We start from the raw sequence: 14,978 nt of genomic DNA, 5'->3' as shown, positions 1-14,978 counted from the left end.
ACGGAGAGCAGAACATGCAGCAGTGTCACGCAGTTACATCCCCGGCGGATGCTTCCGGCCGTCCGGATAAAAGATCCGGCTGGGGATACAATCGAATATTTCTGGCTGTATATGCAGTGCTGATTTTCAATGAAGTGCTGGCCACATCCAATCTGAACAAACTGTCCTGGTGGGATCACTATTATACAGGCATCCTGCTGCTGGCACTGGCGGTGTTAGGCATTTCCTTCCTGCGAAAAGCCAGACTGCGGTCAGAGGAATTTATGGTATTGCTGGCAATTTTTGTGCTGTGTGCGCTGACGGCAGGGTACAGCGGCAGGATCAAGTATACGCTGGGATTCTTTCTGGTGGTCTTTTTCGGCATGAAGACATCCTATGAGAAAATCTGCAGCACGTATGCGGTGGCAGCAGCCTGCGGGATTGCCCTGGTGCTGATACTCTGGCGGACAGGAATTCTGGGGTCAGATTTTAATACCAGAACAGGCGGCGCAACCATCCGTTACTATTTTGGGTTTACATATACCACGATTCTGCCGAACTTGTTTTTCTTTCTGGTTTTAGGATGGTATTTTGTAAAAAAACACAGGATTGGCTGGATCAGTACCGCGGTTGTACTTGGAATCAATTATGTTCTGTATCGCTATACCGATACAAAGGCAGTATATCTGGAGCTGATGCTTCTGCTTGCAATGCTCTGGGCAGCGAGGCTGATCGATGAAAAAAAACGCTGGATCAGCCGGGTGATCCGTTTTTTTACGGTATGGACCATGCCGGCGCTGACGATATTAATTTTTTTCCTGGCCTGCGGATATTCGGAACAGAAACCACTGTTTGTTCTGCTGAACAACCGGTTAAGTGACCGTCTGCGCCTGTCCCATATGGCGATTGAGCAGTATGGATTTCATCTGTGGGGGACAGAGACCCACTGGGCTACCGGTCGGTTCGGCATTGAGCGGTTTACCGATTATTTTTATGTGGACTCCTCTTACCTCAACATATTTCTGACATACGGTTTTGTGATGCTGCTGTTTCTGGTGATTGGCTTTATGCTGATCGGCAGACAGATGGCAGATGCCCGTCAGTACAGTGCCTGCGCAGTCCTGATTATTCTGGCACTGCATAGCTTCACAGACCCTCAGCTGTTTGAAATCCGTTATAACCCCATGCTTCCGATGCTGGGGGCGGCCTATTATTATCAGCTGAAACACAGAGGAATCATGCAGACAGAGGGGCAGCTGTTGTAAAGTTATGTCAAAACAAAAATCATTAAAAATAAATTTTGTGATGAATGCGATTCTTTCCATATCGTCATTTATCTTTCCGCTGATTACATTTCCATATGTATCGCGTGTGCTGCTGCCGGTCGGTACCGGCCGGGTTTCATTTGCGACTTCGCTGATCAGTTATTTTGCGATGATCGCGCAGCTGGGCATTCCTACTTACGGCATACGGGCCTGTGCAAGGGTACGGGATGATAAGGAAAAATTATCCCGTACCGCACAGGAGCTGATGATCATCAACCTGATTATGAGCGCGGTGGTATATGCGGCGCTTTTCATCTGTGTTGCGGCGATTCCAAGGCTTCGGGCGGAGAGGACGCTGATCCTGATTGTCAGTACGACCATACTGTTCAATGCCATCGGCATGGAGTGGCTGTATAAAGCCCTGGAAGAATATACTTACATAACCATACGGTCGATTCTCTTTAAGGCAGTCGCGTTTGTGGCAATGTTTGTGCTGGTACACCAGAAGTCCGATTACCTGATCTATGGCGGAATCTCCATTTTTGCGGCTTCGGCTTCCAATGTGCTGAATTTCATCAACGCACACCGCTACATATCGATGCGTCCGGTCAAAGGATATCATCTCAAAAGGCATCTGAAGGCAGTGGCAATATTTTTTGCCATGGCCTGTGCTACCACGATTTATACGAATCTGGATACGGTAATGCTGGGGTTCATGAAAAACAATGAAGCCGTTGGCTATTACAACGCAGCAGTAAAGATCAAGAATGTTCTGGTAGGAGTCATTACCTCCCTGGGAACTGTGGTGCTTCCGCGGGCCACCTATTACATTGAACACAGGCGTATCGATGAATTCATCAAGGTTACAAGGAAATCCATTAATTTTGTGATGGTGGTTTCGATCCCGATGACGCTTTATTTTATTTTTTACGCGAAGGAGGGGATCTATTTTCTTTCCGGCAGAGCCTACACCGGTTCGATCCTTCCTATGGAATTGATTATGCCGACCCTGGTTTTTATCGGTCTGACAAATATCATGGGGATTCAGGTCATGGTTCCGCTGGGAGAAGAAAAGACAGTGTTTTATTCCGTAAGCATCGGCGCGGTTGTGGATCTGGCGGTCAATGCGCTGCTGATCCCGCGTCTGGCCTCTGCCGGCGCGGCGATAGGAACGGTGGCGGCAGAGTTTGCCGTGCTGCTGTATCAGCTGTACAAAATGAAGGATCACATCGGAAGTATGTATGGCGGAATCAAATATTATGCGATTCTGATCGGCGCAGCTGCAGCGTCTGCGGGCAGCTTGTGGGTGAAACTTCTGCCTTTGGGAAATTTTTTGACCCTGGTGGTTACGGCAGTGCTGTTTTTCGGAATTTATGGGGGAATTCTGCTGGCCTGGAAAGAGCCGATCATGGTTCTGATTCTGCGGCAGGTGAAGGCAAAACTGAAACGAAGCTGAAACAGAAAATGAGAAGAGAAAAGGGGAATCGTTTTGAAATCGAAAAGGGAGGCAACGGAATATCTGAACCTGGCGGCTCTGGCTTCCGCAGTGGCAGTAGTATATCTCCATGTCAACGGGTGTTTCTGGAAGTATCATCCGGGAGCCGGATACTGGAAGTCGGCGAATCTGATTGAAAGTCTGTGCTATTTTGCGGTCCCGGTCTTTTTTATGATATCCGGCGCAACACTGCTGGATTTTTTCCAGCGTTATTCGCTGCGTACCTATGGGAAAAAACGCGTAATCAAAACGGTGTTGCCCTACATTATCTGGAGTGTATTCGGACTGCTCTTTTATCGGGTTTATCTGGGCGGCTTTCCGGTGGAACATCTGGACGCAGCTGCAGTGGCAGAGCTGTTTCTGACCGGACGGAGTATCTCGATTTACTGGTTTTTCATTCCGCTGTTTGCGGCGTATCTTGCGATCCCTCTGCTGGCAGCGGTAAAAGAAGAACTGCGGATGCGGGTGTTTTCTTATCTGGCAGCAGTCCTGTTTCTGACGGGAACGCTGATTCCGTTCCTTCTTGGGGTGCTGGGGATTCCGGTGAATCCGGATTTCTTTTCCCTGGGGATGCACACCGGCTATCTGATGTATCTGCTGCTGGGCTATCTGCTGAGTCACGGCAAGATTCCGAAAAACGTCCGGCTGCTGCTGTATCTGCTTGCGGCGGTCGGTGCGCTGCTGCATATCTGCGGAACACAGATTCTTACGATTGAAACCGGAAAAATCAGTACGGTATATAAGGGATATCTGAATTTACCCGGAGTACTGTACAGCACAGGTGTTTTTTTGTTGTTTCGCTATGCCGGGACACGTGCCATGCGAAATCGGATCTGCAGAAGCATCGTGGACTGGATGAGACAGTATTCTTTTTGCATCTATCTGCTGCACTGGTATGTACTGCAGGTGATTGCAAGGGAGCTGAAGCCGGATCTTCAGGCACTTTCTGTGCGGCTGGTTCTGCCGCTTTTGATTGTTGCGCTGGTGGTGGCTGTATCCTGGCTGCTGCGGAAGATCCCTTTGATTCGGCGTTATATTCTGCCATGACAAGCAGGAAGACAGAACTTGGAAAAATTGAAATATAGAAGGATACAGTAGAACACAGGTATCACAGGAGGCAGCAATGAAGTATGATTATCTTGTAGTAGGAACCGGATTGTATGGCGCAGTGTTTGCCCATGAAGCGGCAAAAGCGGGTAAGAAAGTCCTGATGGTGGACAAACGGCCGAATATCGGCGGCAATGTGTACACGGAAGATGTGGAAGGCATTCATGTGCACAAATATGGAGCCCATATTTTTCATACCAATAATACCGAGGTATGGAACTATCTGCAGCAGTTTGCGGAGTTTAACCGTTTTACCAATTCACCGGTGGCAAATTATAAGGGAGAGCTGTACAGCCTGCCGTTTAATATGTACACCTTTAATAAAATGTGGGGCGTTGTGACGCCCCAGGAAGCTGCTGATAAAATTGAAGAACAGAAGAAAGCGGCAGATATCAGCAGCCCGCAGAATCTGGAAGAACAGGCAATCAGCCTTGTGGGCACCGATATCTACGAAAAACTGATCAAAGGCTATACCGAGAAACAGTGGGGGCGTCCATGCAGTCAGCTTCCGGCATTTATTATCAAACGTCTGCCGGTGCGCTTTACATTCGACAACAATTATTTTAACGCGCTGTATCAGGGAATCCCGAAGGGCGGTTATACCAAAATGGTTGCAAATATGATTGGCGATATTGAAGTGCGCCTGGGCGTAGATTATCTGAAACAGAAAAAAGAGCTGGATCAGCTGGCGGATAAAGTAGTATATACCGGCGCCATTGACGCGTATTTTGATTTCCGTCTCGGCGCCCTGGAATACCGTTCGGTGCGTTTTGAGAATGAACTGCTGGATCAGCCCAATTTCCAGGGAAACGCGGCAGTGAATTACACAGACCGGGAGACTCCCTGGACCCGTATCATTGAGCACAAATGGTTTGAGTTTGGCAGGGATGACAATGGAGAAGAACTTCCGAAGACAGTGATATCCAGAGAGTACAGTTCGGAATGGAAACCGGGAGATGAACCGTACTATCCGGTGAACGATGAGAAAAACAGCGGGCTGTATCAGAAATACCGGAAACTGGCGGAGCAGGAAAAAAAGGTGATTTTCGGCGGCCGTCTGGGTGAGTACCGTTATTATGATATGGACGCAGTGGTTGCTTCCGCACTGGAAATGTGCCGGAAAGAGCTGTAGGCAGACCGTAGGGCAGAGATCAGAAAGAACTGCGCCCGGACGGGCGTTTCAGGAGATAAGGAAAAAGCAGAATGGAAGATACAGAAAACAGGATCAGTATCATAGTACCGGTATATAATTGCGCGTCCTATCTGCAGCGCTGTCTGGACAGCATCTGCGGCCAGACTTTCCGCAATCTGCAGATTATTCTGGTAGACGATGGATCCACAGACGCCAGCGGAGCAATCTGTGACCGCTGCGCGGCAGAGGATGCGCGGGTGCAGGTGATTCATCAGGAAAATGGCGGAATTGCCGCAGCGAGAAACTGCGGCCTGAAGCATGCAAGGGGACCATGGCTGCTGTTTGTCGACAGCGATGACTGGATTGCTCCGGAACTCTGCGCGACTGCCCTTGACCAGGCAGAACGCCATCAGCTGGATGTGCTGGTATATTCCTATAAACATTGCCCGCTGGATGACAGCAAGCCGGAGCGGGGCAGGTTTCCGGCAGCGGAAAGTTCAGAAACGGAGTATGTCTGTGACGGCAGAAAAGCCATGCAGTATCTGACTTGTACCTATGTAGGCAATATGGCATGGAATAAGCTCTGGAAGCGGGAACTGTTTGACGGGATCCAATTCCCCATGGGAGTGAACTATGAAGACATCGGAACCATCTGTCAGGTGCTGTATCCGGCAGAACGTGTGGGATTTTTGAATCAGCGGCTTTATTTCTACAATACGGAAAATGCAGGCAGTATCATGCATCATGAGAATATCAAAAATAACACAGACTCTTTTTTGATGTGGGATCAGCAGATTCGCTTTCTGGAATCCCGTCAGGTGGAAGGGATTCAGGCAAATCGAATTGCCTGGTATGAAGCGGCGTACCGTTATCTTGTCACCTGCCCCCATGACCGGAAAGATCCGGTCTACCGCAGAGCGGCGCGTACGGTGAGGTCTTTTGATATGCGGAAAACGAATGCCGGCAGGCAGCGGATTCTTATGTGGAAGCTGTTTATGATCTGTGAGCCGCTGTTTGACCTGGTCTGCCGGATCAGCGGCAAAAGGGAACATCCGGATACAGACCGTTCATAAAACAGGGAAATCAGCCGGAAAAAAGATACAGCAGAACAGAAGAAAGGAAGAGCAGATGGCAATCTTATTAGCAGGCGGAGCCGGGTATATCGGTTCCCATACGGCGGTGGAATTAATCAGACACGGACATGATGTGATCATTGCGGATAATTTCTGCAACAGCAGCCCGAAGGCAATTGAACGGATCGAAGAACTGGCCGGGAAAAAAATCGTATCCTATCAGGCGGATGTCAGGGATCCTCAGGCAATGGACGCGGTGTTTTCCGGCCACACCATCGACTGCGTGATTCATTTTGCCGGGTTAAAGGCAGTGGGAGAATCCGTGCAGAAGCCGGTGGAATATTACCGCAACAACATCGACACCACCCTGACACTGCTGGAATGCATGCAGAAGCATGGGGTAAGCAGTATCGTATTTTCCTCCTCTGCCACGGTATATGGCGAAGAGAATGAAATTCCGTATGTGGAGACAATGAAGCGGGGGAGCTGTTCCAATCCCTATGGATGGACAAAATCCATGATGGAGCAGATTCTGGAAGACGCAGCAGCAGCGGACCCGCATCTTTCGGTGGTGCTTCTGCGCTACTTTAATCCCATCGGCGCCCATGAATCCGGCCGGATCGGGGAGGATCCCCAGGGAATCCCGAACAATCTGATGCCGTATATTTCACAGGTGGCAGTCGGCAGACGGGATCACCTGACGATTTTCGGCAATGACTATCCCACACCGGACGGAACCTGCAGAAGAGATTACATTCATGTCATGGATCTGGCGGCCGGACACGTATGTGCGGTAGAATACGCAGCGGATCACAGCGGCGTGGAAATCTTCAATCTGGGAACAGGTACGCCATACAGCGTGCTGGAGATAGTACAGGCCTTTGAAACAGTGAATCACATCTCGATTGCCCATGAATTCGGCCCGCGCAGGGCAGGGGATCTGCCGGAATTCTGGGCGAATTCCGATAAAGCGCAGAAAATACTGGGCTGGAAGGCAGAGCGTACGCTTGAGGATATGTGCAGGGACAGCTGGAACTGGCAGAAAAACAATCCGAACGGCTATCGGGAACAGGAGTAAGCCGCGATGTGGAACAGACAGCAGAGATGGAGCGGCATCCGGGGAAATCAGACGGACACGGAACGGATTGCTTATATCGACCTGATCGAAACCATGGCAATCATCATGGTTATTTTCTGCCATGAATTAGTCATTGGGACATCAGTGGCAGCGAATATTATTCTGCAGTTTACAACCGTTACGGCTGTCCCGCTGTTTTTCATGGCAAATGGAGCGCTTCTGCTCAATGCGAGAGAGTTCTCGCTGCGCAGGCATATACAGCGTACGGCATTTGTATTCACTGCTGTAGTGGGCTGGAAGCTGATCTATTATCTGGTGATGCTGCTGATCTTCGGGGATGTATACCGGGAGATTCCGGTGACGGAAATGTTCCGTTACTGTACCGGCCTGAATATGTCCAATCCCTACATACCGGCAGAACACTTCTGGTTTATGTATGCGCTGCTGGGCATTTATATGATTTTTCCGTTTATCAGGATTGCGTATGATGAGCATCGGGAAGTGATTGTGTTTCTCTGTATTGTGCTGTTTTTCTTTGTGTTTTTTTACACAGATTACAGCCAGATTGCGGAACATCTGCGTGTATACCGCGGGATCCGGATGATTTCCTTTGACGCATTAAAGGCGTATTCCTTCCCGTTTGCAGAAGGGGCGGATGAATTGCTGTTTTTTCTGACGGGCGGTCTGGTGCATGAAAGAAATTATCAGAAAAAAACATCCGGAATGGAGCAGATCATCACGGTGGTGATTCTTGCAGCGGCTTTTGGTGTGCTTCTTCTGCAGAAATATCTGCAGACAGGGACCTTTCATATGATGTGGGTGCGGCTGGACAAAGATTATCAGCGCATCGCATCTTATATGCTGAGCTTTATGATTTTCCGGTTTTTCTGTATCCGGAAAAGAATACTGCTGCCTGGTTTGTTTCGGTTCTTTTCCATGAGGACGATGAATATCTATGCCGTGCACTACATGTTGTGTTACCTGTATCTTCAGTTCCTGTTTCCCTTTTACCCGGAACAGAATCTGGGGATACACACGCTACGCACAGTGGCCGTGCTGTTTGCGTCCATTGGCATAACCGAGTGGATCCGTTTCGTCCCGGGATTGCGAAGGATACTTGGAATCCGGCCGGTATTTTACTGGAAAAAGCTTCGAAATCCCGGCGTCAGCGGGTGAAAATCAGGTGTTCCGGGTACAGAATTACATGCATAGTAGGAAACCCGTATTGTACAGATTGTAATGCATACTGATTTTTGGTATAATACATAGAATTACAGCACAGGAAAAGGGACGGCTGACCCGACAGAAACGTTCGTTTCCTGCAGAATAAATATGAGAAGGTAGAAGAGAAGTATGAAGACAACGTTAGCGATTATGGCTGCCGGCATCGGATCCAGATATGGCGGGGGGATCAAGCAGCTGGAACCGGTGGGACCTACCGGGGAAATTATCATGGATTATTCCATCCATGACGCGATTGAAGCAGGGTTTAACCGTATTATTTTTATTATCCGAAAAGACATCGAAGAGGATTTCCGGGCCGTGATCGGCGATCGGATCGAAGCGATCTGCCGCGACAGAGGAGTGGAAGTATCCTACGCGTTTCAGCGAATCGATGATCTGCCGGAAGGCGCGGTATTTCCGGAAGGCCGTACCAAACCATGGGGCACCGGTCAGGCAGTGCTGGCCTGCCGGGGGATGATTCAGGAACCTTTTGCCGTCATCAATGCAGATGATTATTACGGCAAAGAAGCATTCACCAAAGTGCATGATTTCCTGCAGCACTATTCTCCGGAGCATCCGACCGATTTCTGCATGGCTGGATTTGTGCTGAAGAATACCCTGTCGGATAACGGCGGAGTGACCCGCGGGGTCTGTAAGATGGACGCCTCCGGTTTCCTTACAGATGTGGAGGAGACCCATGATATCGTCCGCACGGCGGACGGGGCAGCCGTGGAGCAGGTTCTGCCGGACGGCACCAGGACATATACACCGGTGGACCGGGATGCGCTGGTGTCCATGAATATGTGGGGGCTGACACCGGAGTTTATGCAGCTGCTGGAACAGGGATTTCGGGAGTTTTTTGACCATCTGGAGGGCAATGAGGAGAAAGCGGAGTATCTGATCCCGATTTATATTGGAGAACTTCTGAAAGAGGGCAGAGTGTCTGTTCAGGTACTGCCCACGGATGACCGGTGGTTTGGCGTCACCTACAAAGAGGACAAGGCATCTGTGGTGGAGTCCTTCCGGGAACTGATCCGCAAAGGGGTTTATCAGGAGGATCTGTTTGCCGTCTGGCGTCAGGACTGACCGATAATATTGATAAGGCATAAAGTCAGATACTGTGCGGAATCCATGCAGGTCTGACTTTTTTTATTCTAAAGAAGGGACCGAACCGGCAATGCAGTGCCCTGCAGGCGGATATGTATGGGCAGAGATACAAAAAATGGGAAAGAATCGAAAAGAAACGATTGCATAACCGAATAAAACGTTGCACAATAAAAGCTTGGAGATGAGCCGCTTGCGGCAATTGACAGGAAACAGCAGGAATGAGGATAATCTATGAAATTTACAAAAATGCATGGCTGCGGGAATGACTACGTATATGTGAATTGTTTTGAAGAACACCTGGAAGATCCTAACGGGGTCAGCAAGTATGTCAGTGACAGACATTTCGGAATCGGATCCGACGGACTGATCTGCATCCATCCTTCCGATCAGGCAGACTTCCGCATGGCAATGTATAATGCGGACGGATCCGAAGGCGCGATGTGCGGAAACGGGATCCGCTGTGTGGCCAAGTATGTTTATGATCATGGAATGACAGATCAGACAAAGATCTCCATAGAGACGAAGGCAGGGATTAAATATCTGGACCTGTTTACAAAAGACGGAAAAGTGGAGCAGGTTACGGTAGATATGGGGGCGCCGATCACCAGACCCTCTGAGATCCCGGCAGTACCTGCGGAAAATGATGAGATCATACTGGATGAGCCGATTCTGATTGCCGGGGAAGAATATCACATGACGGCAGTATCGATGGGAAATCCTCATACCGTAGTGTTTGTTGCGGATACGAAGGCCGTGGATATCGAGAAAATCGGGCCGCTGTTTGAAAATCACGTGCGTTTTCCGGATCGTGTCAATACGGAGTTTATCCATGTCATTGACCGTCATGCCATCGATATGCGTGTCTGGGAGCGGGGCTCCGGCGAAACACTGGCCTGCGGCACAGGTACCTGCGCTGCGGTATATGCCTGCATTCTCAACGGATATACCGATGATGAGGTGCTGGTTCACGTCATCGGCGGTGATCTGCGGATTCGCTACGACCGGGAAAAACATACGATTTTTATGACCGGTCCGGCAGTTACAGTCTTTGAAGGCGAGATAGAGCTTCCGTGATCCGGCCGCATGGACGGATGCAGGGGCAGATTTGTATGAAACCTGCGTCAGCCGCAGGATACAGCAGAAAAGAGGAATGGATTTATGAAATTATCTGATTTACTAGAGCGGACAGCGTATACATGTGTGCAGGGAAATCCGGATACAGAAGTATCCGCGGTTGTATACGATTCCAGAAAAGTTGTGCCTGGAGCAGTCTTTGTGTGCATCCCGGGTGCTGTCAGGGACGGACATGAATTTGGCCCGGCAGCAGCGCAGCAGGGCGCGGCGGCACTGGTCGTGGAACATAAGCTGGACGTACCGGATGTGGTACAGATTCAGGTAGAGGATGCCCGCCTGGCGCTGGCAGAGCTGTCTGCCGCATATTTCGGCCATCCGGCGGAAAAGCTGACCACCATCGGAATCACCGGCACCAAAGGCAAGACCACCACGACTTATATGGTGAAAAACATCCTGGAGAGCGCCGGCCATAAAGTCGGGCTGATCGGTACCATTGAGACGATCATCGGAGAGGAACATATTCCTGCGGTCAATACTACACCGGAGTCCTATGTGGTGCAGGAATCCTTTGCCAAAATGGTGGAAGCCGGCTGCGACAGCGTGGTCATGGAAGTTTCTTCCCAGGGACTGATGCTGCACCGGGTATCCGGGTTTGTGTTTGATTACGGTATTTTTACCAATCTGGAGCCGGATCACATCGGACCGAATGAGCATAAGGACATGGATGACTACATTCGCTGCAAAGGCCTGCTGTTCCAGCAGTGCAAAGTCGGTATCCTGAATGGGGACGATGAACATCTGGAACAGGTTCTGAAAGGCCATACCTGCACCGTGGAGACCTTCGGCCTGCGGGAAACAGATGATTTCTATGCCAGAGACCTGCAGCTGGAGCGCAGACCGGGATTTCTGGGCATCCGGTACCATGTCTGCGGAAAAATGGATTTTGAGGTGGAAACGGATATTCCGGGCAGATTTTCGGTATACAATTCACTGACCGCCATTGCCATCTGTTATCATTTCGGCGTGGCGCCGGAGCAGATTCAGAAATCTCTGGCACAGGTCAAAGTAAAAGGCCGAGTGGAGATTATTCCGATTTCCGACCACTATACCCTGATGATCGATTATGCCCACAATGCGATGGCGCTGGAAAGCCTTCTGACTACCCTGCGGGAGTATCATCCGAAACGGCTGGTCTGCCTGTTTGGCTGCGGCGGCAACCGTTCCAAACTGCGCCGTTATGAGATGGGAGAAGTATCTTCCCGTTTGGCGGATCTGACCGTCGTTACTTCAGACAATCCGCGTTATGAAGAACCGGACGCGATTATTGATGATATTATCACCGGAGTGAAGAAAGCGCCGGGAGAATATGTCCGTATCACAGACCGGAAGGAAGCGATCCGCTACTGCATGGTAAATGCCCGGGAGGGCGACGTGATTGTCCTGGCAGGCAAGGGCCATGAAGATTATCAGGAGATCAAAGGGCAGAAGCATCATATGGATGAGCGGGAGCTGATTGCGCAGATTCGTCAGGAAGAGGGGATCTGACCGATGGATGATTTTCTGTATATATTAAAACTGCAGCTGGAGGGACGGATTCCCCAGGAGGAAGTAGACTTCCAGATCCGCAATTATGAAGGGTATATTAATGAAGAAATCGCCGGCGGGAAACCGCTGGAGGCGGTCCTGCGGTATCTCGGTGATCCGTCCAGGATAGCGGATATTGTGGTGGAAAATTACCACAAACGGAAAAAAATGGATCTGGAGCGGCGCTGGAATGCGCAGACCGCCAGACCCTTCGGCGTGGACGCAGAGGGAGAGCCGCTGAAAGATGTGACCGGAGACAGCACGGCAGAGGAAATCAATGCCCATGTGCAGAACCCGAAGCACGGCATCAAAGCAGAATACAAAGAGGGAAAAGGCTGGGATGTCCGCCTGGGCAGGCTGAAACTCAACGGCTGGACCGGCACGCTGCTGATTCTTCTGGTGGTTGTAGTGATCTATACACTGATCAAGCAGATGCTTTGACGGGCAAGGCGGAAAACGACCCGGCAGAAAACGGAGAAACAGAGCGTTATGAATAAATTCGAGTTAACAGCTCCCTGTCATTTCGGGCTGGAAGCAGTACTGAAACGGGAGATCTATGACCTGGGCTACGAGATCTCAAAGGTGGAAGACGGCCGGGTGACTTTTTACGGCGATGCGGAAGCGGTATGCCGCGCAAATATCGGCCTTCGGACGCCGGAGCGCATCCTGATCAAAATCGCGGAATTTCCTGCGGCTACGTTTGATGAGCTGTACGAAGGAATCCGCGACATTTCCTGGGAAGACTGGATCCCGGCAGACGGAAGATTCTGGGTAAAAAAGGCGTCCTCCATACGCAGTGCGCTGCGCAGTATTCCCGATCTGCAGTCAGTCATGAAAAAAGCTATGGTAGATCGGATGCACCAGGCATATGGGATCCGGTCATTCCCGGAAACCGGTTCCGAATATCCGCTGCGGGTGTTCCTGAATAAAGATGTGGCGACGGTGGGGCTGGATACGACAGGGGAATCCCTGCATCGCAGAGGCTACCGTCTTCTGCGCAGCAAAGCCCCCATTGAAGAGACCCTGGCGGCTGCGCTGATCGGTCTGACACCCTGGAAACCGGGACGAATCCTGGCCGATCCTTTCTGCGGCAGCGGAACCTTCCTGATCGAGGCAGCTATGATGGCGGCCGGTATCGCACCGGGACTGCACCGCAGCTTCCTCTCCGGCAGCTGGGAAAACCTGATACCGGCGTCCCTCTGGAAGGACAGTTATGAGGAAGCACGGGAACAGGTCACTCCGCAGAAGGAGGTACTCCTGTATGGTTCGGATATTGATCCAAATGTGATCCGGGCAGCCAGACAGAACGCGAAACGAGCCGGTGTGGAGCCTATGATCCGCTGGGAGACCTGTTCTGCGGGGGAGGTTTCTCTGCCCGGCACCTATGGTTTTTTGATTACAAATCCGCCCTATGGGGAACGTCTGGAAGAAAAAAAGCGGCTTCCGGATTTGTACCGGGAGATTGGGGCGGCATTCGCGAAGCTTCCCACCTGGTCCGAATACGTGATTTCGGCCTATGCGGACGCGGAGCGATACATTGGGAAAAAAGCGGCAAAGAAGCGAAAAATCTACAATGGAATGATAAAAACAGATTTCTACCAGTTCCCGGGGCCTCGCCCGCCGCGGCAGCAGACAGCAGGATAACTGGTAAACTGGGAGCAGAGGAGAAACAGATGGGAAAGCGGATTGTATTCGCCACAGGAAACAAAAACAAAATGACTGAGATTCGGCAGATCCTGGGCAGACCCGGACTGGAAATTGTATCCATGAAGGAGATCGGACTGAATCCACAGATTGATGAAAATGGCGCCACATTTGAAGAAAACGCGCTGATTAAGGCCAGAGCAGTGGCTGCGCTCTGCAACGACATTGTTCTGGCCGATGACTCCGGCCTGGAAATCGATTATCTGAATAAGGAGCCCGGTGTGCATTCCGCCCGTTTCATGGGGGAAGACACTTCCTATGAGATAAAAAATCAGGCGCTGCTTGACCGGCTGAAGGGTGTGCCCCGGGAGCAGCGGACGGCCCGCTTTGTCTGCGCGATCGCGGCCGTCGTGCCGGGGCAGGAACCGATTGTTGTGCGCGGTACCATTGAAGGCTACATCGGCGATCAACCGGCCGGAAACAACGGATTCGGCTATGACCCGATTTTCTATGTGGAAGATAAGCACTGTTCTACGGCAGAACTGTCCCCGGAAGAAAAGAATGCGAGAAGCCACAGGGGAAACGCGCTGCGCGCGATGCGGAAGAAACTGGAGGAATTGGATGCGTACACTGATTGTAAGTGATACTCACGGGAGGCATGAGGGGCTGGAACTGGCCTTAAAGAGGGAAAAACCGGTGGATCTTCTGGTGCATCTGGGAGATATCGGGGATTATGCGGATTATTATGAGGCTCTGGCGGACTGCCCGCTGGAAGCAGTGGCCGGCAATAACGATTTTTCTGTGGATCTTCCCGGGGAACAGGTGATCAATATCGACGGATTTCGGATTTTCATGACCCATGGGCACTATTATTCCGTGAATTACGATTTGGGGGAGCTTGTCCGTGCGGCAGCTGCCCATGACTGTACGTTTGCCATGTTCGGCCACATTCACCGTCCGGTCATGACAACGATTGCCGGGATTACCGTACTGAATCCCGGCAGCCTGTCCTATCCCCGTCAAAAAGGCAGACAGCGCTCGTATATGGTGATGACCACAGCGCCCGGGGAACAGCCGTCCGTTGCCGTTCATTATCTGGATCCGGCGCAGGAGCGCGGTTCCTGGGGATTCCGGCAGTGACTGAAACAAAAAATAAATTGTGTTGAAAAAATTTAAAATAAGTGTTGACATTCTGAAGTGATTCCCATATAATATC

14 protein-coding genes are annotated in these 14,978 nt (G+C 50.7%); all 14 read left to right on the top strand.

Features of this window, described 5'->3' with window-relative positions; all coding sequences use genetic code 11:
* Nucleotides 1-14: 14 nt before the first annotated feature.
* The gene (locus CXIVA_RS00575; protein WP_013976064.1) at nt 15-1,244 is read left to right on the top strand and encodes a hypothetical protein; all 1,230 of its coding nucleotides are present in this window, start codon (nt 15-17) and stop codon (nt 1,242-1,244) included.
* 4 nt (nt 1,245-1,248) lie between these two features.
* Nucleotides 1,249-2,700: a flippase gene (locus tag CXIVA_RS00570; protein ID WP_041727511.1), complete on the top strand. Its 1,452-nt coding sequence runs from the start codon at nt 1,249-1,251 to the stop codon at nt 2,698-2,700.
* Between the two features lie 33 nt (nt 2,701-2,733).
* Nucleotides 2,734-3,786, top strand: a complete 1,053-nt coding sequence (locus CXIVA_RS00565) for an acyltransferase (RefSeq protein WP_013976062.1) — start codon at nt 2,734-2,736, stop codon at nt 3,784-3,786.
* 76 nt (nt 3,787-3,862) lie between these two features.
* Nucleotides 3,863-4,978, top strand: a complete 1,116-nt coding sequence (gene glf, locus CXIVA_RS00560; RefSeq protein WP_013976061.1) for a UDP-galactopyranose mutase — start codon at nt 3,863-3,865, stop codon at nt 4,976-4,978.
* Between the two features lie 71 nt (nt 4,979-5,049).
* The gene (locus CXIVA_RS00555; protein WP_013976060.1) at nt 5,050-6,051 is read left to right on the top strand and encodes a glycosyltransferase; all 1,002 of its coding nucleotides are present in this window, start codon (nt 5,050-5,052) and stop codon (nt 6,049-6,051) included.
* 55 nt (nt 6,052-6,106) lie between these two features.
* Entirely contained in the window at nt 6,107-7,129 is a 1,023-nt protein-coding gene (galE, locus tag CXIVA_RS00550; protein ID WP_013976059.1) for a UDP-glucose 4-epimerase GalE, read from the top strand.
* A gap of 6 nt (nt 7,130-7,135) precedes the next feature.
* Nucleotides 7,136-8,305 (top strand): acyltransferase, encoded by a 1,170-nt coding sequence (locus CXIVA_RS00545; protein WP_013976058.1) that lies wholly within the window; start codon nt 7,136-7,138, stop codon nt 8,303-8,305.
* Nucleotides 8,306-8,482: 177 nt separating this feature from the next.
* Nucleotides 8,483-9,439, top strand: a complete 957-nt coding sequence (locus tag CXIVA_RS00540) for a nucleotidyltransferase (RefSeq protein ID WP_013976057.1) — start codon at nt 8,483-8,485, stop codon at nt 9,437-9,439.
* Nucleotides 9,440-9,691: 252 nt separating this feature from the next.
* Nucleotides 9,692-10,534: a diaminopimelate epimerase gene (dapF, locus tag CXIVA_RS00535; RefSeq protein ID WP_013976056.1), complete on the top strand. Its 843-nt coding sequence runs from the start codon at nt 9,692-9,694 to the stop codon at nt 10,532-10,534.
* An 84-nt stretch (nt 10,535-10,618) separates the two neighbouring features.
* Entirely contained in the window at nt 10,619-12,079 is a 1,461-nt protein-coding gene (locus CXIVA_RS00530; protein ID WP_013976055.1) for a UDP-N-acetylmuramoyl-L-alanyl-D-glutamate--2,6-diaminopimelate ligase, read from the top strand.
* Nucleotides 12,080-12,082: 3 nt separating this feature from the next.
* Nucleotides 12,083-12,559 carry a hypothetical protein gene (locus tag CXIVA_RS00525; protein WP_013976054.1) on the top strand — a complete coding sequence of 159 codons (477 nt, stop codon included), beginning with the start codon at nt 12,083-12,085 and terminating at the stop codon, nt 12,557-12,559.
* Nucleotides 12,560-12,607: 48 nt separating this feature from the next.
* A complete protein-coding gene (locus CXIVA_RS00520) occupies nt 12,608-13,762 on the top strand; it encodes a class I SAM-dependent RNA methyltransferase (protein WP_013976053.1) in 1,155 nt (384 codons plus the stop codon).
* A 29-nt stretch (nt 13,763-13,791) separates the two neighbouring features.
* Nucleotides 13,792-14,406: an XTP/dITP diphosphatase gene (locus tag CXIVA_RS00515; RefSeq protein WP_013976052.1), complete on the top strand. Its 615-nt coding sequence runs from the start codon at nt 13,792-13,794 to the stop codon at nt 14,404-14,406.
* A complete protein-coding gene (locus CXIVA_RS00510; RefSeq protein ID WP_013976051.1) occupies nt 14,384-14,902 on the top strand; it encodes a metallophosphoesterase in 519 nt (172 codons plus the stop codon). Before CXIVA_RS00515 ends, CXIVA_RS00510 begins: the two co-directional genes overlap by 23 nt.
* Nucleotides 14,903-14,978 lie beyond the last annotated feature (76 nt).

The sequence above is a fragment of the Clostridium sp. SY8519 genome, from assembly GCF_000270305.1.
Lineage (GTDB): Bacteria > Bacillota > Clostridia > Lachnospirales > Lachnospiraceae > SY8519.
This window is presented reverse-complemented; position numbering and strand designations above follow the sequence as displayed.

Coding starts and splice junctions, on each gene's coding strand:
- dapF (WP_013976056.1), top strand. CDS start 9,692: ATGAAATTTACAAAAATGCATGGCTGCGGGAATGACTACGTATATGTG.
- CXIVA_RS00510 (WP_013976051.1), top strand. CDS start 14,384: ATGCGTACACTGATTGTAAGTGATACTCACGGGAGGCATGAGGGGCTG.
- CXIVA_RS00575 (WP_013976064.1), top strand. CDS start 15: ATGCAGCAGTGTCACGCAGTTACATCCCCGGCGGATGCTTCCGGCCGT.
- CXIVA_RS00530 (WP_013976055.1), top strand. CDS start 10,619: ATGAAATTATCTGATTTACTAGAGCGGACAGCGTATACATGTGTGCAG.
- CXIVA_RS00525 (WP_013976054.1), top strand. CDS start 12,083: ATGGATGATTTTCTGTATATATTAAAACTGCAGCTGGAGGGACGGATT.
- glf (WP_013976061.1), top strand. CDS start 3,863: ATGAAGTATGATTATCTTGTAGTAGGAACCGGATTGTATGGCGCAGTG.
- CXIVA_RS00545 (WP_013976058.1), top strand. CDS start 7,136: ATGTGGAACAGACAGCAGAGATGGAGCGGCATCCGGGGAAATCAGACG.
- CXIVA_RS00555 (WP_013976060.1), top strand. CDS start 5,050: ATGGAAGATACAGAAAACAGGATCAGTATCATAGTACCGGTATATAAT.
- CXIVA_RS00570 (WP_041727511.1), top strand. CDS start 1,249: ATGTCAAAACAAAAATCATTAAAAATAAATTTTGTGATGAATGCGATT.
- CXIVA_RS00520 (WP_013976053.1), top strand. CDS start 12,608: ATGAATAAATTCGAGTTAACAGCTCCCTGTCATTTCGGGCTGGAAGCA.
- CXIVA_RS00540 (WP_013976057.1), top strand. CDS start 8,483: ATGAAGACAACGTTAGCGATTATGGCTGCCGGCATCGGATCCAGATAT.
- galE (WP_013976059.1), top strand. CDS start 6,107: ATGGCAATCTTATTAGCAGGCGGAGCCGGGTATATCGGTTCCCATACG.
- CXIVA_RS00515 (WP_013976052.1), top strand. CDS start 13,792: ATGGGAAAGCGGATTGTATTCGCCACAGGAAACAAAAACAAAATGACT.